This is a genomic window from Bacillus sp. FJAT-42376 (assembly GCF_003816055.1).
Lineage (GTDB): Bacteria > Bacillota > Bacilli > Bacillales > Bacillaceae > Metabacillus_B.
The window spans coordinates 1,777,539-1,801,294 of the sequence record NZ_CP033906.1; the positions used below are offsets into that span (position 1 = coordinate 1,777,539).

Annotated in this window: 22 protein-coding genes and 1 tRNA gene; 17 read left to right on the forward strand and 6 right to left on the reverse strand. The window is 44.9% G+C overall.

The features are described 5' to 3' along the window. Positions 1 to 65: 65 nt before the first annotated feature. The 4 genes from CEF21_RS09020 (at position 66) to CEF21_RS09035 (ending at position 5,478) form a co-directional block, all read left to right on the forward strand. Positions 66 to 2,186, forward strand: a complete 2,121-nt coding sequence (locus CEF21_RS09020) for an amylo-alpha-1,6-glucosidase (protein ID WP_123915438.1) — start codon at positions 66 to 68, stop codon at positions 2,184 to 2,186. 15 nt (positions 2,187 to 2,201) lie between these two features. After that, entirely contained in the window at positions 2,202 to 3,449 is a 1,248-nt protein-coding gene (locus CEF21_RS09025; protein ID WP_123915441.1) for an ABC transporter substrate-binding protein, read from the forward strand. Positions 3,450 to 3,735: 286 nt separating this feature from the next. Next, positions 3,736 to 4,638 (forward strand): carbohydrate ABC transporter permease, encoded by a 903-nt coding sequence (locus CEF21_RS09030; protein WP_123915444.1) that lies wholly within the window; start codon positions 3,736 to 3,738, stop codon positions 4,636 to 4,638. A 15-nt stretch (positions 4,639 to 4,653) separates the two neighbouring features. Then, positions 4,654 to 5,478: a carbohydrate ABC transporter permease gene (locus CEF21_RS09035; RefSeq protein ID WP_123915447.1), complete on the forward strand. Its 825-nt coding sequence runs from the start codon at positions 4,654 to 4,656 to the stop codon at positions 5,476 to 5,478. Positions 5,479 to 5,651: 173 nt separating this feature from the next. On the opposite strand, the gene CEF21_RS09040 is transcribed toward CEF21_RS09035, so the two are convergent. After that, entirely contained in the window at positions 5,652 to 6,119 is a 468-nt protein-coding gene (locus CEF21_RS09040) for a CBO0543 family protein (RefSeq protein WP_123915450.1), read from the reverse strand. 217 nt (positions 6,120 to 6,336) lie between these two features. Between CEF21_RS09040 and ggt the strand changes: the two genes are divergently transcribed. The 4 genes from ggt (at position 6,337) to CEF21_RS09060 (ending at position 12,444) form a co-directional block, all read left to right on the forward strand. Continuing rightward, the gene (gene ggt, locus CEF21_RS09045; protein ID WP_123915453.1) at positions 6,337 to 8,088 is read left to right on the forward strand and encodes a gamma-glutamyltransferase; all 1,752 of its coding nucleotides are present in this window, start codon (positions 6,337 to 6,339) and stop codon (positions 8,086 to 8,088) included. Between the two features lie 632 nt (positions 8,089 to 8,720). Beyond that, complete coding sequence (locus tag CEF21_RS09050; RefSeq protein ID WP_481747668.1) at positions 8,721 to 10,148, forward strand: alpha/beta hydrolase; 1,428 nt, start codon at positions 8,721 to 8,723, stop codon at positions 10,146 to 10,148. 225 nt (positions 10,149 to 10,373) lie between these two features. Further along, positions 10,374 to 10,985 (forward strand): class I SAM-dependent methyltransferase, encoded by a 612-nt coding sequence (locus tag CEF21_RS09055; RefSeq protein ID WP_123915459.1) that lies wholly within the window; start codon positions 10,374 to 10,376, stop codon positions 10,983 to 10,985. 346 nt (positions 10,986 to 11,331) lie between these two features. Then, entirely contained in the window at positions 11,332 to 12,444 is a 1,113-nt protein-coding gene (locus CEF21_RS09060) for an IS110 family RNA-guided transposase (RefSeq protein ID WP_123915463.1), read from the forward strand. 582 nt (positions 12,445 to 13,026) lie between these two features. On the opposite strand, the gene CEF21_RS09065 is transcribed toward CEF21_RS09060, so the two are convergent. Genes CEF21_RS09065 through CEF21_RS09080 form a run of 4 tightly spaced genes read right to left on the reverse strand, consistent with a single transcriptional unit; the run spans position 13,027 to position 16,494 of the window. Continuing rightward, positions 13,027 to 13,731, reverse strand: coding sequence for an ABC transporter permease (locus CEF21_RS09065; RefSeq protein WP_123915466.1), 705 nt, complete (start codon positions 13,729 to 13,731; stop codon positions 13,027 to 13,029). A 17-nt stretch (positions 13,732 to 13,748) separates the two neighbouring features. Continuing rightward, positions 13,749 to 14,639, reverse strand: a complete 891-nt coding sequence (locus tag CEF21_RS09070) for an osmoprotectant ABC transporter substrate-binding protein (RefSeq protein ID WP_123920099.1) — start codon at positions 14,637 to 14,639, stop codon at positions 13,749 to 13,751. A gap of 43 nt (positions 14,640 to 14,682) precedes the next feature. After that, positions 14,683 to 15,336, reverse strand: coding sequence for an ABC transporter permease (locus tag CEF21_RS09075; protein ID WP_123915468.1), 654 nt, complete (start codon positions 15,334 to 15,336; stop codon positions 14,683 to 14,685). 18 nt (positions 15,337 to 15,354) lie between these two features. Continuing rightward, a complete protein-coding gene (locus tag CEF21_RS09080; protein ID WP_123915471.1) occupies positions 15,355 to 16,494 on the reverse strand; it encodes a betaine/proline/choline family ABC transporter ATP-binding protein in 1,140 nt (379 codons plus the stop codon). Between the two features lie 404 nt (positions 16,495 to 16,898). Here CEF21_RS09080 and CEF21_RS09085 point away from each other — a divergent pair, with 404 nt between their 5' ends. Further along, positions 16,899 to 17,183: an AbrB/MazE/SpoVT family DNA-binding domain-containing protein gene (locus tag CEF21_RS09085; protein WP_123915474.1), complete on the forward strand. Its 285-nt coding sequence runs from the start codon at positions 16,899 to 16,901 to the stop codon at positions 17,181 to 17,183. A 187-nt stretch (positions 17,184 to 17,370) separates the two neighbouring features. Here the strand turns inward: CEF21_RS09085 and CEF21_RS09090 are convergent. Further along, positions 17,371 to 17,444 (reverse strand) — tRNA-Arg (locus CEF21_RS09090). 113 nt (positions 17,445 to 17,557) lie between these two features. On the opposite strand from CEF21_RS09090, the gene CEF21_RS09095 reads away from it, so the two are divergent. From CEF21_RS09095 to CEF21_RS09130, 8 genes are all read left to right on the forward strand, one after another. Next, a complete protein-coding gene (locus CEF21_RS09095) occupies positions 17,558 to 18,187 on the forward strand; it encodes a metal-dependent hydrolase (RefSeq protein WP_123915477.1) in 630 nt (209 codons plus the stop codon). A gap of 14 nt (positions 18,188 to 18,201) precedes the next feature. Then, positions 18,202 to 18,657, forward strand: a complete 456-nt coding sequence (locus CEF21_RS09100) for a GNAT family N-acetyltransferase (RefSeq protein WP_123920101.1) — start codon at positions 18,202 to 18,204, stop codon at positions 18,655 to 18,657. Between the two features lie 167 nt (positions 18,658 to 18,824). Beyond that, complete coding sequence (locus CEF21_RS09105; protein WP_123915480.1) at positions 18,825 to 19,487, forward strand: hypothetical protein; 663 nt, start codon at positions 18,825 to 18,827, stop codon at positions 19,485 to 19,487. A 99-nt stretch (positions 19,488 to 19,586) separates the two neighbouring features. Next, entirely contained in the window at positions 19,587 to 19,934 is a 348-nt protein-coding gene (locus tag CEF21_RS09110) for a hypothetical protein (protein WP_123915484.1), read from the forward strand. 793 nt (positions 19,935 to 20,727) lie between these two features. Continuing rightward, complete coding sequence (locus tag CEF21_RS09115) at positions 20,728 to 21,456, forward strand: amino acid ABC transporter ATP-binding protein (protein ID WP_123915487.1); 729 nt, start codon at positions 20,728 to 20,730, stop codon at positions 21,454 to 21,456. A gap of 22 nt (positions 21,457 to 21,478) precedes the next feature. Next, the gene (locus CEF21_RS09120) at positions 21,479 to 22,282 is read left to right on the forward strand and encodes a transporter substrate-binding domain-containing protein (RefSeq protein WP_123915490.1); all 804 of its coding nucleotides are present in this window, start codon (positions 21,479 to 21,481) and stop codon (positions 22,280 to 22,282) included. Between the two features lie 61 nt (positions 22,283 to 22,343). After that, positions 22,344 to 22,997: an amino acid ABC transporter permease gene (locus CEF21_RS09125; RefSeq protein WP_123915493.1), complete on the forward strand. Its 654-nt coding sequence runs from the start codon at positions 22,344 to 22,346 to the stop codon at positions 22,995 to 22,997. Positions 22,998 to 23,012: 15 nt separating this feature from the next. Next, positions 23,013 to 23,729 (forward strand): amino acid ABC transporter permease, encoded by a 717-nt coding sequence (locus CEF21_RS09130; protein ID WP_123915496.1) that lies wholly within the window; start codon positions 23,013 to 23,015, stop codon positions 23,727 to 23,729. Positions 23,730 to 23,756 lie beyond the last annotated feature (27 nt).

Here is a 23,756-nt window from a genome sequence, read left to right on the forward strand (position 1 = left end):
ACTACACAAAATCCGAAACGTTTTGGTAAAATCCGAAACGTTTCGGAACAGCCAGGAGGAACGAGATGGACTATCTTGTTATAAAAGAAAATGACTTATTTCTATTATCAGAACCAAATGGAGACATAACAGGAGATCACTCTTACGGATTAGGTCTTTATTCGAAGGATACACGGTTTTTGAGCAAATTGGAGCTGACCATCAACGGAGAAAAGCCGGTTCTTCTCTCATCAGACGGATCGGATAACCGCATTTCAAAGGTGCTTCTGACAAACCCCCATATGGAAGACAACGGGGAACTGATCCTCTGGAGAGAATCTGTTCAAGTAGAGAGGGAGCGTTTTATCGCAGAAGAGGTCCTCTATGAAACCATCACCTTGAAAAACTACTTTCCTAAAGCTGTCTCCTTTTCGATCGAACTTGCCTTTGAAGCTGATTTTAAAGACATGTTTATTGTGAGAGGCTTTCAAAGCGGCCATGTAGGAGAAAGGGCCGGACAGGCAATTAATGAAAACGCATTCAGTATCCACTATGAAGGAGCCGATCAAATCAGCCGTTCGACCGTTGTTTCCTGGGATAAAAAACCGGATGACATACAGGAGCACGGGCTGATTGCCTATCACTTCGACTTGGAGCACGGGCAGGAAGATTCATTTACGGTCAAGATTCAGCCATTAGCCGGAAATGGAACAAAGGATATTCTTTCCCGTGAAGAAGCGCTGGAGAAATTAACCTTGTCCTATGAAGAATGGCAGCAGTCCAGTACGACGGTAAAAACAGATCTTGTTCCCCTGCAGAATCTGCTGGACCGGGGGATGGCGGATCTTCGGGTACTTATGACAGACATAGGACACGGAATCTTCCCGGTTGCCGGTCTGCCGTGGTTCGGAGTTCCATTCGGCCGTGATAGTTTAATAGCCGCCCTGCAAATGCTGGCGTTCAATCCAGAAGTGGCAAAGGGAACGCTCAAAACGATGGCGAGTACGCAAGGGACAAAGGTGGATCCGTGGAGAGATGAACAGCCTGGGAAGATTATGCATGAAATGCGCTTCGGTGAGCTTGCCAATACGAATCAAATTCCATTCACACCTTATTACGGAACGATTGATGCAACCCCATTGTATTTGATTCTTCTTACAGAGTATGTGAAATGGACAGGGGACCTGAAGCTTGCAGAAGAGCTGATGGATAGCGTTGAGCAGGCGCTGCTTTGGATTGATGAGTATGGAGACCGGGACGGGGACCTCTTCGTCGAATACCATCAGGAATCAAGCAAGGGAATCGCCAATCAGGGCTGGAAGGATTCCGGGGATTCAATCGTGCACCGGAACGGGGACTATGCAAAAACTCCGATCGCCCTCGCTGAAGTACAAGGATATGTGTACCAGGCAAAAATGGGCATTGCGGACATCCTCGATGCTCTTGATCAAAAAGAGAAATCAGCAAGACTGAAAGAGCAGGCAGAGGCCCTTAAGCAGAAGTTTGAAAAAGAGTTCTGGATGGAAGACAAACAGTTCTATGCCATCGCGCTGGACCAGAACAAGAAACAGGTCGGTACGATTACGTCCAACCCTGGCCACGTCCTGTTTTCAGGGATAATTGACAGCTCCAGAGCGGATAAAGTTGCGGATATGCTGACATCCGATAAAATGTTCTCCGGATTTGGAATCAGGACGATGGGCGAAGGCGAAGCCGGTTACAATCCGATGAGCTACCACGACGGAAGCGTCTGGCCGCACGATAACAGCATGACGCTGATTGGCATGAGCAAGCTGAAGCAGCAAAAGCAGGCGAAAAAAGTGATGTCAGGCCTGATCAAAGCAGCCGATCATTTTGAATACGAACGCCTTCCGGAATTATTCTGCGGTTATTCATCAGCGGTCGGCAAGGCGGTTAAATATCCGGTTGCCTGTTCGCCGCAGGCATGGGCAGCAGGTACTCCGCTCATTTTTATCCAATCGATTCTTGGGTTATTCCCGGACAGCCTGAATAAAAGAATCAGCTTGTCTCCTGATCTCCTGGAAGAGATGAATGAGCTTCAGGTAAGCGGGATTTCGATCGGGAACGGAATTCTTTCTGTGCGGCTATACCGTTCAGAAAAAGGGACGGAATTTGAGATTACTGAGAATACAACGGGGTTTGAGATTATTACCGCGGGAGCAGGCTCTCCGGTCCAAAACAATTAAAAAGGGGTAGTGACGATGAAAACAAAAAAATGGCTCGCTGGATTAAGTATGACGGCATTGCTTTTAGGAACAGCTCTTACCGGCTGCAGCGGAGGAAAGGAAAAAACTGCATCCAACGGGGAAAAGGTAGAAATTACGCTTGCTGGCTGGGGTACTCCTGAAGAAACAAAGCTATTGGATGAGATATTAAAAGATTTCGAATCGACTCATCCAAATATTAAAGTAAAAAGAGAGAACATTTCTGATCAATACATGGATGTGATGAAAACCCGTTTAATTGGCGGAAAAGGCCCGGATGTTTTCTATCTGGATGCATTTGAAGCGCCGGGTCTCATTTCTACAGGGACGATTCAGCCTCTCGATGAATACATCAAGGAAGATTTTGATCTGAAAGATTTTGAAAAACCGCTTATTCAAGCATTCCAGAAAGACGGAAAAACCTATGGTTTGCCGAAAGGCTACTCCACTCTGGCGATGTTTTACAACAAAAAAATGCTGAAGGATGCCGGAGTTGAAGTGCCAAAAACGTGGGAAGAATTCCAGGCTGCCTCTAAAAAGCTTTCAAACGGAAAAGGGGTATATGGTTTCGGGGCTTCTCCTGAGCTTGCGCGTCTGTATCACATCGCCCAATCGAAAGGCGGTAAAGTGGCAACAGACAATAAAGCAACCTTTGCAGATCAAAAGGTAATTGAAGGCCTGCAGCCAATCGTTGATATGCACAACGTGGAAAAATCTGCGGCAGAACCGAAAGAAACGGGAGCAACCTGGACTGGAGAAATGTTCGGTCAAGGGAAAGCCGCTTTCGTATTTGAAGGAAACTGGGCTATTCCTTATCTGGAGGCAACCTTCCCGGATGTGGATTACGGAACAGCCGAATTGCCGACGATTGACGGCAAAAAAGGAACCATGGCTTACACCGTTTCTTATGTTATGAATGCAGCCTCTGAGAAAAAAGAAGCTTCTTGGGAATTGATCTCCTACCTGACAGGAAAAGAAGGCATGGAAAAATGGGCGTCTAAAGGCTTCGAACTTCCAAGCCGCAAATCTGTGGCAGAAAAAAGCGGACTTGCTGAGGATGAACTTCGCGGACCGATTGTAGCAGGTGCCCCATATGCGACGGTGTGGGCAGATGATACAAACCTGCCGATTATCTTTAACAACTTTAACAATCAGTTTATCAGCTCCTTCCTTGGAGATCAGACACTTGATAAAGCATTAAAAGCAGCGGAAACTCAGGCAAATAAAGAGATTGACAATCAATAAGAGGCAATAGAAGGAAAGAGGAGACATCCTCTTTTCTTTGTTCCTGCTTTTATAGGAAGAGCTCTGCTAAACTTGGCTGTTGATTGCAGCTAGCAGGCGATCGCTTATCCTTGGGCGGGCGGTGAGCCTCCTCCTGGCTTCGCCACTGCGGGGCCTCACCTGTCCCGCTGCTATGGCCTTCCGCTCCAATCAACAGGTGTGAAAAATCAACAACATTCATTAACATAGCCATAGGAAGAGCTCTGAATCAACATTAGCGGAGCGATGGAAAAGGAGTGATTTACACATGAGCAAAAGGAACTTTTCAAAAGCGAAAGCAAGGGAAGCAGGCCAGGGGTATTTATTTATGAGTCCGACGCTGCTCGTGCTGCTTTTGTTTATTCTCGGACCGATTCTATATGCAATCTACCTAGCTTTTCATAAGGTGCAGCTCCTTGGAATAGCAGATTTCCAATTTGTCGGATTCGATAATTTCACAAAAATCCTGAATGATGAAAGAGCTAAAATTGCCCTTTGGAATACAGCCAAATATGTCATCATCGTGGTTCCTGTTCAGACCATCCTGGCACTTGTCCTGGCCGCGACGCTGAATGCGGGAATCAAGGGCCAGAAATTCTTCCGTATTATTTACTTTCTTCCAACCCTGACTTCATCGGCTGTTTTAACGCTGATTTTCATGTGGATGTATAACCAAAATGGTCTTTTCAATAAGTTTTTATCCATTTTCGGTTTGCCGGCTTACAATTGGATCGGGGACCCATCGATCGCCCTGAATGCGATCATGCTGATGAATATCTGGTCTACAGCGCCATTTTATATGGTTATCTACCTTGCCGCTCTTCAGGATATTCCTGAATCACTGTATGAAGCAGCAGAGCTGGATGGAGCGAATGTATTCCAGAAGTTCTTGTTCGTTACGGTTCCGAATCTCCGTCCGGTCACATCCTTTGTTGTAATCATGGGGTTAATTGGAACATTCCAGCTTTTTGACCAATCCTACATTTTCTCAGGAGGATCGGGAGGGCCGAACAACTCAACCCTGACAGTCGTTCTGCTTATTTACCAATATGCATTTAAAAGTCTGGGAACGATGGGATACGCCGCTGCCATCGCATTCGCACTGGCCCTTGTCATCCTCATTGCCACACTGATCCAGCGAAAGTTTTCAAAAGAAGAATCCTTATATTAAGGGGAGGGACAGACAATGAAAAAATTCAGCCCGGGAAAAATCTTTCTCTATATCATTCTTGTTCTATATGCAATTGTCACCCTGATTCCATTTCTGTGGGCACTCGGCTCTTCGTTTAAAACACTGGGTGAAATCGTAAGCGGGTCCATTAATTTTTTCCCGAAAGAATTTACATTTGATAACTATAAGCAAATTTTCCTTGAGCAGAAGCTTTTCCCAAGATGGCTGTTCAACAGTTTATTTATAGCAGTCGCCGGCACGCTCCTGAACCTTCTGTTTAACAGTATGGCAGGCTACGCTTTGGCAAGGCTGAGCTTTCCCGGCAAGAAACCTCTGTTTATTATGATTTTGGCGATCCTTATGATTCCTGCCCAGGTTACCATGATCCCGAATTACCTGATTTTAAAAGAATTCGGATGGCTGAATACCTATCAGGGAATGATTGTGCCGGCCATGATCAATGTCACCTTTATTTTCATGATGCGCCAGTTCTTCATTAACTTCCCGAGAGAGCTCGAGGAAGCGGCGGAAATCGACGGATTAAATCGATTTGGCGTATTTTTCCGAATCGTTCTTCCATTGGCAAAACCTGCACTCGCTGCCCAGGCAATTTTTGTGTTCATGGGCTTCTGGAACGATTTTATGAGACCGCTCATTATTATGTCCGACCCCAATATGTTTACCCTGCCGCTCGGTTTGAACACGTTTAAAGGCCAGTATATTTCATATTGGAACTACATCATGGCAGCATCTATGGTCTTCACCCTGCCAGTGCTGCTTCTGTACGGATTTTTCAACCGGTACTTTATTAAAGGAATTTCGTTTACGGGTGGAAAGTAAGGGGACAGCACTGAACCCGGTGTTCTAGTCACGAAACCTCCGTCCCCCTTTAAGAGCGGCAAGCCGTTACGTGTTTTCAGCTCCTTCCCCCTCTGCGGTGAAGGAGCAGGGTTCAGAGCAAATGAAATGAAGCCGGTCAAAGGGAGCATCTCTTTGGCCGGCTTCATTTTGTTCTATTCTTTCAAGCTTTCTATTTTCTTAACGCCTGCAAGAAGGGCGCGGATGGTAAGCAGTGTGAAGCTTGTACAGCTGAACGTGTAAAAGATGTTCCATTTCTTCCATGTGAACAGCTTCGTTTTCTTCTCCATATACCATTGAATGATACTCATTGGCACACTCCACGTCAGGCTCTTTAACAAAATCCCGCCAATTCCGTCTTTATAGGATTGCCGAACCCATATGACGCTGAGAAGCGGAAAGAATAACAAATCAAATAGGATGTTCGTTTGAAAGATTTTTGGAAAAGGCCGGACGGGATACTCAATTCTTTTACGGCGAATATAAAACAGATCCAGAACCGTAGAAAGGGTTCCTTTTGCAAAAAAGACAATCAGCAGTTCTTTAAAATATCTGCTTTTAAAAACAAAAGGAATCACTGCGGTACACGCAGCAAATAGTCCTTTTAGAAGAATTTTTTCCATTCCTAACATCCTTTGCGGTCATATGTAATGGGGACTCCATAAAATCTTAAATTGACTCTCTCTGCCATAGTGTTTGTATTGTACGGGAACTTATTCATTGAGCAGAATAAAAGCAGGTATATAATCACAAAATTCAGAAAATAAAGCCTTTTTATTTGAAATAATTCTGTGTACTACATAAGGTTAAAAAGTAAATACAGACTGAGGGAGGAAAAAGATGAAGAATTTATTTAAAAAGAGTGTTTCCTTTTTCATTTGTTTCGCTTTTGTATTTGGTACTGCCTCACCACTTAGTGCCGATGCGGCCTTTGCATCGAACCACCAGCAATCGTCACAAGTCGCTGTAGGTGCTAAAGGCATGGTATCCACTGCTACTCCTCAAGCGTCTAAAATTGGTGCTGACGTTTTAAAAAGAGGAGGAAATGCCATTGACGCTGCTGTTGCCATTCAATTTGCCCTCAATACAACCGAACCGATGATGTCCGGAATCGGAGGAGGCGGATTCATGATGGTGTACGATGCGAAGACGAGGAAGACTTCTATTGTGGACAGCCGGGAACGTGCTCCAGCAGGGGCAAAGCCGGATATGTTCCTGGACAAGAACGGCAGCCCCATTCCATTTGCTGAAAGGCATACACACGGGAATGCGGTGGGAGTGCCGGGGACACTGAAAGGGTTAGAAGCAGCTTTGGACCGGTGGGGAACAAAATCAATGAAGAAGCTTATCTCTCCTTCTGTAAAGCTTGCTGAGAAAGGCTTTCCAATCGATTCTGTGTTAGCGAAAGCCATCAGCGATAATAAGGAAAAGCTTCAGAAAACGGCAGCTGGACGTGTATTTGTACCAAACGGCAGGCCGCTTAAAGAAGGTGAAATGCTTAAGCAGAAGGATTTGGCAAAAACATTTAAACTGATTCAGAAAAATGGATCAGCTGCTCTTTATAAAGGGAAAATAGCAAATGCCTTGTCGGATGAGGTTCAAAAGCGCGGAGGATCACTGGATGAAAAAGATTTAAAAAAATACAGCATCACGTGGGACAAGCCAATATGGGGTGAATACCAGGGCTATCAGATTGCCAGTATGCCGCCTCCAAGCTCAGGCGGGATTTTTCTCCTGCAAATGCTAGAAACGCTGGATGGATATAATCTGTCTCAATACCCTCAAAAATCTTGGCAAAAGTATCACCTGCTGGCAGAAGCGATGCATTTATCGTATGCAGACAGAGCCGTTTATGCAGGGGATCCTGAATTTGTGAAAGTCCCTGCCAAAGGCTTGCTTGATCCTCAATACATCTCAGAAAGGCAAAAGCTGATTTCTTTAGACAAAGTGAATGCCGCTCCAAAGGCGGGAGATCCCTGGAAATATGAAAAGGGACAGGCGAATTATGATGAACAGCCTAAGCAGGATAAAAAAGCTGTCGGACAGACCACCCACTTTACCGTAGCGGACCGGTGGGGCAATGTAGTTTCCTATACGACAACGATTGAACAGGTTTTCGGCTCAGGGATTATGGTGCCCGGGTATGGATTCATGCTGAATAATGAGCTGACGGATTTTGATGCAGTTCCGGGCGGTGCCAATGAAGTTCAGCCAAATAAGCGTCCACTGAGCAGCATGAGCCCGACCATCGTATTCAAGGATGGAGAGCCTGCGCTGTCTGTAGGTTCTCCTGGAGGTCCAACCATCATCACCTCTGTCCTTCAAACCATTATAAATAAACTGGAATATGGGATGGAGCTAAAGGCGGCAGTGGAGGAGCCGAGAATTTACACGAACAGTGTAACCTCCTACAGTCAGGAGAATGGAGTCCCTAAAGAGATCCTTGAAAAATTGAACGGCATGGGCCATAAATTCATTAAGCCTTCAGAAGAGATAGGAAATGTACAAAGCATAGAAATTAATGGACCTGAAGGAAGGTATAAAGGAGTGGCCGATTCGAGCAGGAATGGGGCTGCGATTGGAGTAAATTGACGGAGGCAGTTCTGTCAAAATCGCAATCTCAAAGCTGCCCTGGTTGATTGAAGGCGGATGGAGTTTACTAAAACCAGAATAATAGGCTAGTTACGGGGCGAGTTCGTAAATTACGGGCAGATTTGTGTCGACTACGGGCAATTGTTTGTCGATTACGGGCAATTGTTTGTCGATTACGGGCAAACATATGCCGATTACAGCCAACTCGACCAAATGCGACATTATCTTCCTGTCGCTGCAGCAGAAGTCTCGTGTCTTCTGCTACAATCAGCCTAATCCAAACTTTTAAGTGTACCTAGATAAAACCCAAAAACCCTCGTGATGCTTAAAATGAAGCACGAGGGTTTTAATTTTTACCATTCTTCTCATCAGGAATAAGTTAAGCCTACAATAAACAATTTTACCCAATCTCTTTTCTTTAAGAGGCCACTCACAAATTTATTTTAAGTGCCAATTGCCCATGCACAAGCAAATAAATGGATATAAAATGGAAAGAAAAATGGAAATTCTGTCAGGAGGATGCTTAGTTGAGAAAGAAAATGGTAGCGCTTACGTTGTTGTCCTCGTTAGTCTTTACTGCAGGTCCTGTAATAAATGCCAATGCTTTTGCTCATGCAGCGGAAGAACAAGCCATGGTAAAGGGTGCAGAGAATGTGTCGGAAATTTATTTTGACGGAAAAAACGGCAATTGGCTGACTACGAAGAATCCAAAGCAGTATGAGCAGGCTGTATTATACGGAAATCTTGGACTGGCTCCATACAATTGGGGAAGTGCAGCAGACGGTTCCGGATGGCATCAAATGTATAAGCCTGCAGAAGTGACGGGTACTCAGGTTACGGGAATGTTTGATGACGCTAAATTTGTCATCCGTGTACCGGACCATTGGAATGGAAAACTGGTGACGGCAGGTATTCCGGCTACACGGAATGAAACGTCCACTGATTTGCTGTTCAGTGATTATGTTCTGGAGAAAGGATACGCTTTTGCCGCCATTGATAAAGGAACTCAAGGAGAGCTTGATCCGGCTGATCCTTTTGCCAAGGTGAAAAATGCGCTGATCAATGAAGATGACAGTGTCGCCGAATGGCATGTGCGCTTCAGGCAAGTAACAAAGGCAGCTCAGACATATTTGGCAGAAAACTATCCGAACAGGCTCATCAAAGCAAGTGATAAAAAGAACCCTGCGAGTGATTTAATTAAAAAAGATCACCAAGTGCCTACATACGCTATCGGAATTTCAAATGGGGGGTATGTTGTGAGGTATGCCCTTGAAAACGACGGGCCTGAAAAAACAGGAGAGCCCCGACTTTTTGACGGAGGAGTTGATTGGGAGGGCGTATTATGGACAGCAAAGGAACCGAACCTGATCAGCTCGCTGACTGCGGTGGTCAACAATGAGGAAGAAGCTCTTTACGGGCAGGGGAAAGAACAGCAAAAAGCCATGAGGCAGATGTATAAAGCTGGTCTCCCGAAAGGATCTGAGAAGCTTTGGGCTTATCATGACCAGGTGTACTGGTTTGTCACGCTGAATATTTACCGCGACCACTTTGACCCGGATGCACCGGGAAGAATAGATTGGAGAAACTATCTGAACTTTACAGCGGATGGAAAACGGGACCGGAGCTATGATGCTATTTTCGAGGATTATACCTACAGCAGCCGTAATAGAGAGGTTAAGAGAAACATAAATAAAATCGCCAACACAGGAGATATTGAGGTGCCTTTAATCAGTTTTACAGGCTCGCTTGATTCACTGATTTTCCCTGACATCCATGCAAAAGGGTATGAAAAGATGGTGAGATGGCAGGACAAAGAAAAATTCCACCGTCTTTATACCATTGAAGGCGGCAATCACGTGGACAGTCTCGTTTGGAATAAGCAAACGGATCCGGAGCAAAAGCTGCAGCCGTTGCTTCCATATGCGCACCAGTCCTTTGATCTGCTGATTGACTGGGTAGAAAATAAGAAAAACGCCCCTTCCAGCAGAACCATTCCGCTGCCAAAAAACCCGGTCAAGGTGATGGATATCAAAACAGGAGAGGAAACCGATCCCCGGTAAAGAGCAGCCTATCAAAACAGGGAGACGCATGATCAGGCGTTTCCCTGTTTTCGTTTGACATGTCAGTCAGGCTGATGGAATTGGAAAAGCGAAGCTGAATTAGAGAATGTGTCCCGTTTATGGGTAAGGGGGAAAGGCGGTTCGTTTTTGTTATCGGGAAATCTTGTGTAGTATAGGGAATAGCAGAAAAGAAATGGTTTATTGGCTGCAGAGAGAAGGGAACACATGGAAGAAGAGTACGAGCAGCTGATGAATATCCGGACAGGAATACATGTACAAGATATGAAGCAGAAAATGAATGCTCATTATAATCCTTATGAACCGACGCCCTATGCTGCGCTGGACTTGCTTTTTCAGCAATACAAACTGGATTCTCAAGATCAGATTGTAGATTTTGGGTGCGGAAAAGGAAGGCTTGTTTTTTACATCCATTACTTTTTTCGGGCGGCTGTAACAGGTGTTGAAATGAATCAGGCTCTTTATGATGAGGCTGTTGAAAACAAAGAGTATTATTTGGAACAGCAGCCTGACGGGGAAGAGCAAATTCAATTTTGCTGCTGTCTTGCGGAAGAGTATGACATTCATCCGCTTGACAACCGCTTTTACTTTTTTAATCCATTCTCCATTCAGGTGTTTTATAAAATCATTCGGAAAATATTGCTCTCCGTTGAAGAGACGGAAAGGAATGTAGAACTGGTTTTATATTATCCGTCCGAAGAGTACATAATGTTTCTGGAGAACCAGACGATTTTTGAGCTGAAAGAAGAAATCCAGCTGCCTGGCTTGTATGAGAGTAATCCCTCAGAGAAGTTTTTGGTTTACTGGGTTCCTTATTGAATATCTTTTACCTGCGTAAAAAGAGGTTGGGACAGAAGTATCTAAGCCCATGATAAACCCGAACAATTAGGCGAGAGGTTCATGAATCGATCGCCATATCGTTCGGGTTTTGTTTGTATTTCCTTTAAGTATTGTACATTTACATGTTTTAAACTAGTGGAATGAAGCGGAAGGCACTCGACTCCTGCGGGAAGCAGAGGACGCTTAAGACCCCGCAGGCAAAGCCGAGTTATCATGAACGAAACTAGCCCCTTACTCGTAAAATCGTAGGTTGATTTGGTTAGACTGTTTTTGTCAAACAAAACAAAACCAAATCAGAGCTACATTACGGAAGGAGCTAGCTATTATGCAGGATACCATTAAATACGTAGGTTTAGACGTATCAAAAGAAAATATTGCCGTTGCGGTCGCAGAAGAAGGACGGGAAGCACCGAGATACTGGGGGGTCATTCCTCATACGCCTGAAGCCGTGAAAAAATTGATGAAGAAGCTGGGCAGCCCAAAGTCCCTTCGTGTCTGTTATGAAGCCGGTCCTACCGGATATCCGTTATACAGACTATTACTAACATTGGACATTCATTGTTCGGTGATCGCCCCAACTCTTATTCCGAAAAGGCCTGGAGATCGAATTAAAACCGATCGCCGAGACTCTGTTCGTCTGGCTCAATTATATCGGGCTGGGGAGTTAACGTCCGTTTATGTTCCTACTCCAGAAGACGAAGCCCTTCGGGATCTGGTACGTTGCCGGGAAGATGTGAAAGAGGATGAGTTAAGGGTGAAACACCGGTTAAGCAAATTTTTACTACGCAACGATATTAAGCCACCGGCAGGTGTAAATAAGTGGACCACCAAGTACTTCAGATGGCTGGATACCCTTCATTTTGAAAATTCTTCTTTGCGGGTTACGTTTCAGGAGTACTATTATCAGCTTAAAGAAATCGGTCAAAGACTCTTAAGGCTGGAAGAAGAAATTCGGGTTCACTCAAATGAAGGGGTACATGCTCTGAAAATTCAGGCCCTCCAATGTTTGAGAGGTGTTGCCCTTGTCACCGCCTCGAGTGTTGTGGCAGAAATAGGTTCGTTTAAACGGTTCCCAACCCCTAATCACTTCATGGGATATGTCGGGTTGATTCCAAGCGAATATTCGAGTGGAGAAAGCAGACGGCAAGGAAATATAACCAAGACAGGAAATCGGCATGTACGACGGTTATTGGTCGAAGCCGCTTGGAGTTACCGATATAAGCCTGCGGTTAAAGGAGAATTGGCACGAAGACAAAGTGGACAATCTCCGACCATTCAGTCCATATCCTGGAAAGCACAAAATCGCCTTCATCAAAAGTATTACCGCTTACTATCCAGAGGAAAAGAGAGCAGTAAAGCCATAACAGCTGTAGCGAGAGAGTTAGCTGGTTTTATTTGGGCCGTGATGCAAGAAGTCGAAGATGTCCCAGAATCGTAAAAAGATGTCGTGATCCTGACGTGTTGTAGACCGATTCAAAATAGAATAGGGAGAATAGGGCTCGAAGGCAAAGAGTAAAACCGGAAAGGAAAATCCACGCGCCTCCTCTGTGCTAGTCCCATGTGGATGAACGCACGTCCCGAGTTTGTGGAAAAGTCCTTTATACGGAAAGATAAAATGTGAGAACCCACGAATATCAGAGTGCTAACCGCCGTTGAAATTTTTGCCTTCGTGCCTTGTCCTTCCTGTCTATTCTATAAACAAGAAAGGAATTATATTCAGTCGCTGCCTGTCAAATAAAACACAAAAAAAGAAGCGAAATACGCTTCTCTTCTTAAAGCTGTTCAAAAACAAAGTAAAACATTAGGTTGCAGGGGGCCCTTGAAAGTTTCGTTCATATCAGGAGGCTCAGCTTCCTCCCCGCGGAAAGCGAGTGTCTGCAGCGTAATGGAACGGCTTACTTGATGAAAAAACAACATTGGCTACGAAAAATGCATTCTATTCAAAGGGCAGAAGAATGGAAATAGAATCCGTTTTTTGGATCATTCATCTTGTTATGTCTTGGCCCATTTGTGCGGCCGATTAAGAAGCCTGGACTTCATCTGCGGAAGGACGTTCTTCTGAACCGGTACTCCATATCTTTTTCTTTTTAGCCGGCGATAGGATTTTTTCAAGCCAGCCCAGAAGCAGATCAGCCAGGACGGCCATCAAAGCTGTCGGTATGGCTCCAGCCAGTATAATGGCTGTTCCGTTTGTAGCATTTGTTCCTCGAACGATGATATCGCCAAGCCCGCCTGCACCGACAAAGGTTCCGATAGCGGTAATTCCGATGGCGATGACCAGTGCGGTACGCAGCCCCGCCATAATAACGGAAAGCGACAGCGGCAATTCAACCATGGTCAGAATCTGAAGCTTTGTCATTCCCATTGCTTTCCCTGATTCTAAATAAGCACTTTCGATGCTGACAATCCCTGTGTACGTATTCCGGATGATGGGGAGAAGCGAATAGAAGAACAAGGAAAGAATGACGGTATTCACTCCAAGTCCCATTACAAGCATTAATACAGCAAGCATGGCAAGGGCCGGAATCGTTTGAATGACATTGGTTATGGAAAAAATCCACTTGCTCAGCTTTCGATATCTGGCAATGAATATTCCGGTTGGAATTCCGACAATGGCTGCAAAAAATACCCCGTATGCAGACATCAGGAAGTGACGGTAAAATTCATGGAGCACATAGGCTCCATTTTGTGAATAATACGTCCAAAGCTGCTCGAGCACATTCATGTCAAACACCTCCTATTTCATTCGAAATAATTATTTTTCTTTAAGAATTCCTCGGCGACAACAGATGGTTCCTTTAAGTTCCCGTCGACTTCATAATTCAATTCCTGCATGGTTTCCGTATCAATCTTGCCAATCAGCTTATTCACAATTCCTTCAAGCTCAGGATGTTTTTTCAGCACCTTTTCTGGAATAACAGGGGAACAGTCGTAAGGCGGGAAATATTTTTTGTCGTCCTCCAGAATCTTCAGGTTATAGGCTTTAATTCTTCCATCGGTAGAGAAGGCGAGAACGATGTCCATTTTTTTGTTTTTCACGGCATCGTATACAAGGCCGATCTGCATCGGAAAGGTTTTTCCAAACTGGATGTTATAGGTATCAACAAATCCCTGATAGCCGTCTCCTTTTCTCTTCAGCCAGGCGTTATCTACTCCAAGCTTATACGTACCGGCGTTTTTGGCTAAATCGGACACCTTTTCCAAATGATTTTCTGCTGCCAGCTCATCTGTGACTGTAAAGGCATATGTATTATCGAAACCGAAAGAGTCAAACCATTTATATCCGAATCGCTTATCAAATTCCTTCTGAACTGTTTTCAGCGCTTTTTCAGGGTCTTTAATGGCTTCCATCCCGAGTGTGCTGGTCAGGTCTGTTCCGGAATAGCGTGTAGCGGATATGTCGACATCCCCTGACAGCATAGCCTGATGCTGAACATAGTTGGATCCCAGGTTTTTGATCAGCTCTGTATCTAAATCCGTATTCCGCTGAATTAACTGGGCGATCATGTTGGCGAGAATCTCAGATTCCGTGAGGTTTTGAGAGCCGATTTTTATCGTTGTATCCGAAGCCCCGCTTAAGCCGGGAAGGGAGCAGCCGGTTAAGAGGATGGAGAAGGATAATAGAATGACCATTATTGCTTTTTTAGCTTTATTTATTTTCAAGTATGCCGCCTCCTCATGCAACTTCCTTCATCCCTTTGATTCCCTTTGGCGTTACTTTATCTTCAGTGATGGAAAGGATGTAATCAATCACTACCGCAAGAATGGTTACCGGCACAGCTCCGCCGATAATGAATTCAGGCTGATACAGGTTCAAGCCGATGAAGATGTAATCTCCAAGTCCTCCGCCGCCAATGAAGGATGCGAGAGTTGCCCAGCCAATCAGATAGACGGTGGATGTACGGATTCCAGCCATAATAATCGGGATGGACAGGGGAATTTCAACGTACCTGATTTGTTCCCATACCGTCATGCCAACCCCTTTTCCAGATTCCAAAAGGTTTTTGTTCACACCGCGGACACCTGTATATGTGTTCCGCAGAATCGGCAGGACGGAATAGAAAAACAGAGCCGCGATGGCCGGCACTTTTCCTATGCCAAGCAATGGAATGAAAAAGGCCAGGATTGCGAGACTTGGAAGGGTCTGAATAATATTCACGAAACCGATAATCACTCCGGCGCCTTTTTTCATCCTTGTCAGCGCAATGCCCATCGGGACAGCAACGATGATGCCGAACAGGACAGCAATTAAGGAGATGTAGAGATGCTCCCACGTTTTAAAAAGCATTTCTGTTCCGTTTGTCTGCAGAAAATCAATGATTCCGTTCATTTGCAGCGCTCCTTTCTATTAAGATACAACATGAATATCTGCATCTCCCCAAATGGAGTCATAAACGATATCTACAAGACTGGCCCGGGTTACAATACCAACGAGACGCTGATTCTCATCCACAACCGGTACATACTTCATCCCTCTTTTCAGGATTTTTCTCACGGTGTCGCGAACGAGTGTATCTTTCTGAACGGTAAACACATCGGTATTCATGACGTCTCCGACGAAGGTTGCTGTTCTGCGGTTGTAGTCAATGGACTCAACGTCTATGTAACCTTTTAAAACATTGTTTTCTCCAACGACCAGCAGGGAATCTACACGGTTCTGCCTCATGATCTGAATCGCGTCTGTAAGTGTTCTCTCTGCCGTCACTGTAATAGGATTCGGGTTCATCAGCTGCTCAACCCGCTCCAGATTCGGCCGGGCCTGTAGCAGACGTTCTTTTCCGATAAATTCTTCGACAAATTCATTCGCTGGATTTCTTAGGATTTCATCAGGCGTCCCGACCTGGACAATTTCTCCTCCCCGAAGAATGACAATCCGGTCAGCCAGTTTAATCGCTTCATCCATATCGTGAGTAACAAACACAATCGTTTTATGTAAGGTTTTCTGAAGTTTCTTAAATTCTTCCTGAAGGGCATCCCGTGTAATGGGGTCCAGCGCCCCAAATGGCTCATCCATAAGAATCAGCGGCGGATCAGCTGCAAGTGCACGCAGCACGCCAATCCGCTGCTGCTGTCCTCCGCTCAATTCGTGAGGGTAGCGGTCAAGGTATTCAGGCCCCATATCAACGAGCTTAAGAAGCTCTTCGGCTCTGGCTCTCTTTTTATCTTCCGGCCATTTCAGCAATTTCGGTACGAGCACAATATTTTGCTGGATGGTCATATGAGGGAATAAACCGATCTGCTGGATGACGTAACCGATTTCACGTCTGAGCTGAACCGGGTCTTTATCCAGAATGTTTTCCCCTTCGATGAAAATGTCTCCCTCTGAAGGTTCAATCATCCGGTTGATCATTTTCATGGTCGTGGTTTTCCCGCATCCGCTTGGTCCGATGAAGCAGATAAATTCGCCTTTTTCGATCTCCAGATTGATTTCTTTTACTGCATGTTTTCCGCCTTTGTAAATCTTTGATACATTCGTCAGTTTTAGCAAATACCTGCACCTCCAGTTTTATACATCTGTTTTCTTTCCTTCTTTCCTGCTGTCTTATCCATTGACTGTACGATCTGCAGCCCTAATCCTTATGTATTTTAGAAGAGGATAAGAAATGGGGAGAGAATGTTGCATCAAGCCTGTTTAAAGGGAACGCTTAAAAAGTATAAAGGGTATAAGGTTTATACCCATATTGAAGGAAGGTTAAGCCTTTTTTCTTCTTTTTTCGAGGAAATTCGATATTTTCCGCTCAGACCTTTCCCGGGAAGGGGTGGGTAGAAATGGAGATTGGAAGTGTAGGCAACTTTAAAACAGCGGGAATTTAAAACCTATCATTTTACAAAAATATAAGGAAATGGTACATAATAGATATGCAAGAAATCATAAAGATTGGAGGCAAGGAAATGAAATCTACAGGAATCGTCAGAAAAGTAGATGAACTTGGACGGGTTGTCCTGCCAATCGAGTTAAGAAGAGCGCTGCATATTGAAGATAAAGATCCAATTGAAATTTTCCTGGATGATGAGAAAATTGTGCTGCAAAAGTATACCTCTCAGGACAGCTGCTTGGTTACGGGGGAAATCAGCGCGGAAAATCAGTCTTTTGCCGACGGGAAAATCATTTTGAGTCCTGAAGGTGCTCAAAAATTAGTAGAAGAACTGCAAGAGAGGATGCAAATACATGTATGATCCTGCCATCATATAAGTCCAAAACGAGTTTTTGTAGGTCCTATTAAGGCCTTATGTTGATTTTTAACACTAGTTTATTGAAGTGGAAAGCGAGCGCCTGTAACGGAAATCAGCAGCAAAGTTTAATAGAGGTTCAAAAAAAAAGCAGCCGGCAAATCCTGTGAACAGGAAAGCGGCTGCTTTTTGACGTCCCAGGCGAGATTCGAACTCACGGCCTACAGCTTAGGAGGCTGTCGCTCTATCCTGCTGAGCTACTGGGACATAGAACAACATTATAAATCAAAACATGAAGAAGGTCAAAGAAAAACCTATAGATGCGAGCGTATGTTTGCTATAATAGATGAGAATACATAACAGCTAGAATAGGCGGATGGATGATGAGAGGAAGTTCACATGCTTTTATTGGCGGCGCAGCCGGTATGGCTGTCGCATATGGCCACCATGCAGATCCGGTTGCGGCTGCTTCTTTAATTGGAATCGGGGTCCTTTCCGGGCTTGTACCGGATTTAGATGTAAACGGAAAGCTATCGAATACACTCACCTCAAGAAAGTGGATTTATGGGCTGCTCGCTCTGATGGGTGTCCTGCTCGCAAGTGACAGTGCCCTGACTGAAAGAGGGACGCAGCAGTGGCTAGGGATGGTGATTGGAGCAGGTCTGATTGCCCTGCCAAGAATTTTTATGAAAAAGAGGACCATCCTTTTAATGACTGGAGTTGTCATTGCAGGGGCAGGGATGGTTTTAAATGAGATGTGGATCATTTTGATGGGGGTTTTCATTTGTGCAGCATCGCGACAGCCTCATAGAGGAATTACACATTCCATCATCGGTTTAATTTATTTTGGTTTTATCGGTTTTTATCTGGAACAGGATTTGCAGATTCAGGGTGTATTTTATACTTCTATAGCTGGGTATGCGAGTCATCTCCTTGCCGATCTAAAAGTGCTCCCGGCGAACCGGAAGGGCGTGAAGCTCCTGCAGCCATTCTCCAAAAAAGAATTTTGATGAGGTGATAGATGATGGGCTGGGAGATTAAGAGTTTTCAGGAATTATCAGCTGAAACGCTTTACTCGATTTTAAGGGAAAGAACGCAGGTATTTGTAGTGGAACAAAATTGTCCGTATCTTGAAGTGGATGGGAAGGACTTGGCATCCTTTCACCTTTATCATGAAATAGACGGAGAGATCACTGCTTACGCAAGGCTTCTGCCCGCCGGTATCTCTTTTCCGGAGGCATCCATAGGCAGGGTTCTCGTTAAAGCGGAATACAGAGGACAAGGACTGGCCGTGATGTTAATGGAAAAAGCGCTTGAATTCATTCGGGAGGAACAAATGGAACCCGCTGTGCAAATTCAGGCTCAGGAATATTTACGGGACTTCTATGGTTCATTCGGGTTTGAGGCTGTAACGGAAACCTATTTGGAAGACGGCATTCCTCATATAGATATGATGGTCCGGTTTAAGGAGCGGCCTTAGCCCTGATTAAAGAGAAAAAATGCACACGATTTAATTTGCTGTTTTATGAAACCTATTCGGGATAGGATTCGACAAATACTATGAAAGATCTTCAATGATTTTCCTTTGCTGCATGATTTTATGGTACCATTATTTTTGTGATTTTAATTCGGGAGGTCTTATCCATCATGTACAAGCACATTATTACGCTGGGAGCCGCTTTCATGCTGATTTTTGCCGCTGGCTGCCAATCCCAGGAATCATCATCAGGCGAAAGAAAAGCAGAACCTGCCAAAACAGAGCAATCCGTTCAAGACGAGCAGGGTCAAGCGGAACAGCCGGCTAAAGAAGAGTCACCTGATCAGGGTACGGCCAAAGAAGAAGAACCTGCGAAAGAAGAGCAGGATCAAGCAGAAACAGAACCTGCAGATGAAAATGCAGGAACGGAAACAGAAGAGCCTGACCAGGGAGATACTGGAGAGGAGCAGCCCGCTCAAGAAGAAACACATTATGTCTCTCCTTTTGAAATGAGAGATGAAATTTCAATCGGATTAACAAAAGAAGAAGCCGAAAGTGTGCTTCAGAATACACAGCCGTCAGAAGTAACGACCGAGGATGGCTCCAAGGCATTCCGCTATGATTACATGCCGGCGGATGGCTATAAGCCTGCCGCAGCCGACCCGGACGTCGAAGGGATAAAAGCAGGCAAAATGGAAGCGCAGGTGTTCATCTACTATACACCTGAAAATACAGTTGAACGATTTACGATCTATCATAAAACGGACGATGGAAAAGTAATTGAGTACCGTGACGAAGGCAATGGAGAAGGAACTGAAAGTTTGATTAACTGAAAAGCAGCCGCAAACCGTTTATGGTTTGCGGTTTTTTCTTTGGACATGTTTTTCCCGCCATCCGAATAAAATAATTAAAAACAAGGAGGGGAACCGCCTGTGAGCATAAGGAAGAGTATATGGCCGGCACTTATGGCTCTGTGCATCATTGGTGCTTCTGTATATATGGGTTCCTGGGACATTCGGAATGAAAAAATTCACAGCCCGGTCCTGATCGGCGGGGATGAGGAAACGGTATCGGTCCAGGGCGTGCCGGCGGATGCTTCAGAGGATCCGTTTGACCTCGAAGACCGGCTTGTCGGGACGAAGAAAGTGGAGGACAAAGGGATCACTTATCAAGTTGAAACCTACCGGGAATTTGAAGTGTATAAAGGTCAGGATGGCACCACCGTTAAAGAAATTCCAACCTCGAACTTTAATTATTTGAGATATAGAGTAAAAGAGTAGATAGAAGGGGCTGTCTTAAAAGTTTCATTCACTTAAAACGAGACTGGGACATAAGTATTTCAGATAATGAAAAACCCGAAAGATCAGGTGGATTTAAGTAACTCATTCCTGTAATCGTTCGGGTTTTTATTTGGTTTAAGAAGAGTTTATTCTTCCTAAGAATCGTATCCCGTAGTGGAATGGAGCGGAAGCCACTCAACTCCTGCGGGAAGTAGAGGACGCTTAAGACCCCGCAGGCGCAGCCGAGGAGGCTTAAGCCTTCCTCCCCGCGGAAAGGGAGTGGCTGCAGCGCAATGGAACGAACTTGTTTCTTCAGTATAACTCATTCGTAAGAAACAAAGTTTAGCAAAAATCACTTAGACATTGTTCGTCTTTGAGAATAGTTGTTTCAGCTATTTCCCAGCCTTTTTTCTTGAAAATTTGAGTCAGGCTAATTGAAGCGGAAGGGCGGCACTCCTGCGGGAGCAGCGGGACAGGTGAGACCCCACAGGCGCTTGCGCCGCGGAGGCTCACCGCCCGCCCCTGGATGAGGGAGTCCTGCAGCGGAAATCTGCCCAAACAAATCTAAGTTAAATAGCAAGTGCGACATCTTAGAATACTTTCTGGACAGCCCGTTTTTTAGTTATATTTCCTTACAAAAAATACTAAATTATAAGAATTTTGTCATTTTAAGAAGGAAATTAGGAAGTTAAATGGAATTATAATTACACAAGTCAGAATATTCCTATTTTAAGGGAGCAGCAGGCTTAAAACCTGAGCCGCATACATACAGCATATAAAAGGGGGGACAGGGTTGATTTCATTTCGTCATGTAAATAAGCATTTTGGAGATTTTCAGGTTCTGACCGACATCAATCTTGAAGTGGCTGAAGGAGAGGTCGTGGTTGTAGTTGGACCCTCTGGATCAGGCAAAAGCACCATGCTCCGGTGCATTAACCGGCTGGAAACGATAACGGATGGGGAACTGGTGGTCAATAAAGAAGCCATTCACGATTCAAAGGTCAATATCAACGATTTACGGAAAAACATAGGGATGGTGTTTCAGCACTTTAATCTGTACCCGCACAGGACTGTAATGGAAAACATTACACTTGCTCCGAAAAAAGCGCTGAAAGTTTCAGATGAAGAAGCCAGGAAAACAGCGATGTACTATCTCGAAAAAGTAGGGATTCCCGATAAGGCGGATGTGTTCCCATCCCAGCTTTCAGGGGGACAGCAGCAGCGTGTGGCCATTGCCAGAGGGCTTGCCATGAAACCGAATATTATGCTCTTTGATGAACCAACGTCAGCGCTTGATCCGGAAATGATCGGAGAGGTGCTGGATGTCATGAAGACGCTCGCACGTGATGGGATGACGATGGTCGTGGTGACCCATGAAATGGGGTTTGCCCGTGAAGTGGCAAACCGGATTATCTTTATGGACCAGGGCAGAATCCTTGTAGACAGCAAACCGGATGAATTTTTCACAAACCCGAAGGAAGACCGGGCAAAAGTATTTTTAAGCCGTGTATTAAATCATTAAAAGATATAAGGGGGAAACAGAAATGAAAAAGCAATTGAGATGGTTGTTCAGCGCTTTCCTGATCCTGATCCTTGCCGTGGCAGCAGGGTGCGGCAGCAGCGGATCATCAGGATCGGAAAAGAAAAACACATTGGAAGCGATTAAAGACCGGGGGAAACTGGTTGTCGGGGTTAAATATGATACGAACCTTTTCGGCTATAAAGATCCTGCAAGCGGTAAAGTCGAAGGCTTCGATATCGATATAGCGAAGGCTCTTGCGAAAAAAATCCTGGGCGATGAAAAGAAAATTGAATTAAAAGAGGTCACATCCAAAACGCGTGTGCAAATGCTCCAAAATGGAGATATCGACGCGATTATTGCAACCATGACGATTACGGAGGAGCGCAAAAAAGAAGTGAATTTCTCCGACGTTTACTTTGAAGCAGGCCAGTCTCTTCTTGTGAAAAAGGGAAGCGACATTAAAAGCGTGGAAGATTTGAAAGGCAAAAAGGTATTGGCTGTTAAAGGTTCAACATCTGTTGCGAACGTGAAGGAAAAAGCACCTGAAGCGGAGGTTCTTGAATTTGAGAACTATGCAGAAGCCTTTACCGCTCTCAAATCAGGGCAGGGGGATGCGCTGACAACTGACAACTCCATTCTTTATGGGATGGCAGCACAGGATTCCAATTATGAATTAACAGGAGAACCGTTTACAGATGAGCCGTACGGAATTGCCATCGTAAAAGGTGATGACGAGTTCACTACTTACGTTAACGACTTCCTTAAAGAGCTGAAGGACAGTGGCGAGTACGACAAAATTAAACAAAAATGGATCAAGGAAGAATAGAAGCAAAAAGGAGATGGGTGGGCTTCCTGCTCATCTCGTCTTTGCTTGAAAGGAGACCCGTATGCTTGACTTTACCATTCTGACAGATAATCTGGATGTTTTTCTGCAAGGCTTCGGGAACACCGTAAAGACAAGCGTGATTGCCCTCATCGGCAGTTTTATCCTCGGCATTATCATTGCGGTGATGAGAATATCGCCGATGAAGATTCTAAATGCAATCGGTACGGTCTATGTTGAATTTATCCGGAATATCCCTCTTATCCTGATCGCTTTCATTTTCTTTTATGGTCTCCCTTCCCTTGGATTAAAGCTGAATGGCTACCAATCCGGTACGGTCGCTTTAATGATTTATACAGCTGCTTTCATTGCTGAAGCGGTGAGGGCCGGGATACAATCCGTTTCAGCAGGCCAGATGGAGGCAGCGAGATCTTCAGGGCTGACCTATATTCAGGCGATGAGGTATGTCATTTTGCCGCAGGCAATCAAAATTGTCATACCGCCGCTTGGCAATCAATTTATCAATTTAGTGAAAAACTCCTCGATCCTCGGGGTGATTGCCGGACTGGATTTAATGTATTTCGGAGATTCGGTCGCGAATAAGACGTACGCCATCTTTGATACGTACATTTTTGTCGCTGCGTTTTACCTCGTATTAACGATTCCGCTCAGTCTGTTTGTCGGCTATCTCGAACGCCGGCTTGCTGTAAGCGGGTAAGGAGGGGAGCATTATATGGACTTTATCGGAGCATACTCAATCGGAAATTTAAACTTTCTGCTCTCAGGCCTGTGGAATACACTTATTATGGCGGTCATCGCCATAATCTTCAGTTTTATAATCGGCAGTGTGCTCGGAATTCTCCGCTACGCTAAAATTCCCGTTGTCTCGCAGCTTGTAGCCATTTGGGTGGAGACAATCCGCAATCTGCCTTTGCTGCTTATCATCTTTTTTACGTATTTTGCTTTGCCGGAAGTGGGAATCAAGCTCGAAGTCATAGTGGCGGCAATTGTTGCCCTGATTGTCTTTGAATCAGCCATGCTCGCTGAAATTGTCCGAAGCGGCCTGGATTCGATTGAAAAGGGTCAAATTGAAGCAGGACGGTCATCCGGTTTAACGTGGATGCAGACAATGCAGCACATTATTTTACCGCAGGCTTTAAGAAGAATGGTACCGCCAATCGTCAGCCAGTTCATCTCGCTGCTGAAAGATACATCGCTTGCGGTCGTAATTGCCATGCCTGAACTTTTGCACAACGCCCAAATTATCAACGGAAAAAGCGTGAATTATGTGATACCGATCTTTCTGCTTACAGCCCTGATTTATTTTGCCGTGAATTTTTCACTCTCCATTGTTGCGAGAAAGCTTGAAAAGAAAGAGCGCAAAAGCAAGAAAACGAGTGGAAAAACGATGATCTATCAGGAGCAGTCAGGAGGAGGCACGGCCATTTGAGCTTGGAGGGAAAATTCCCTTTGAGCT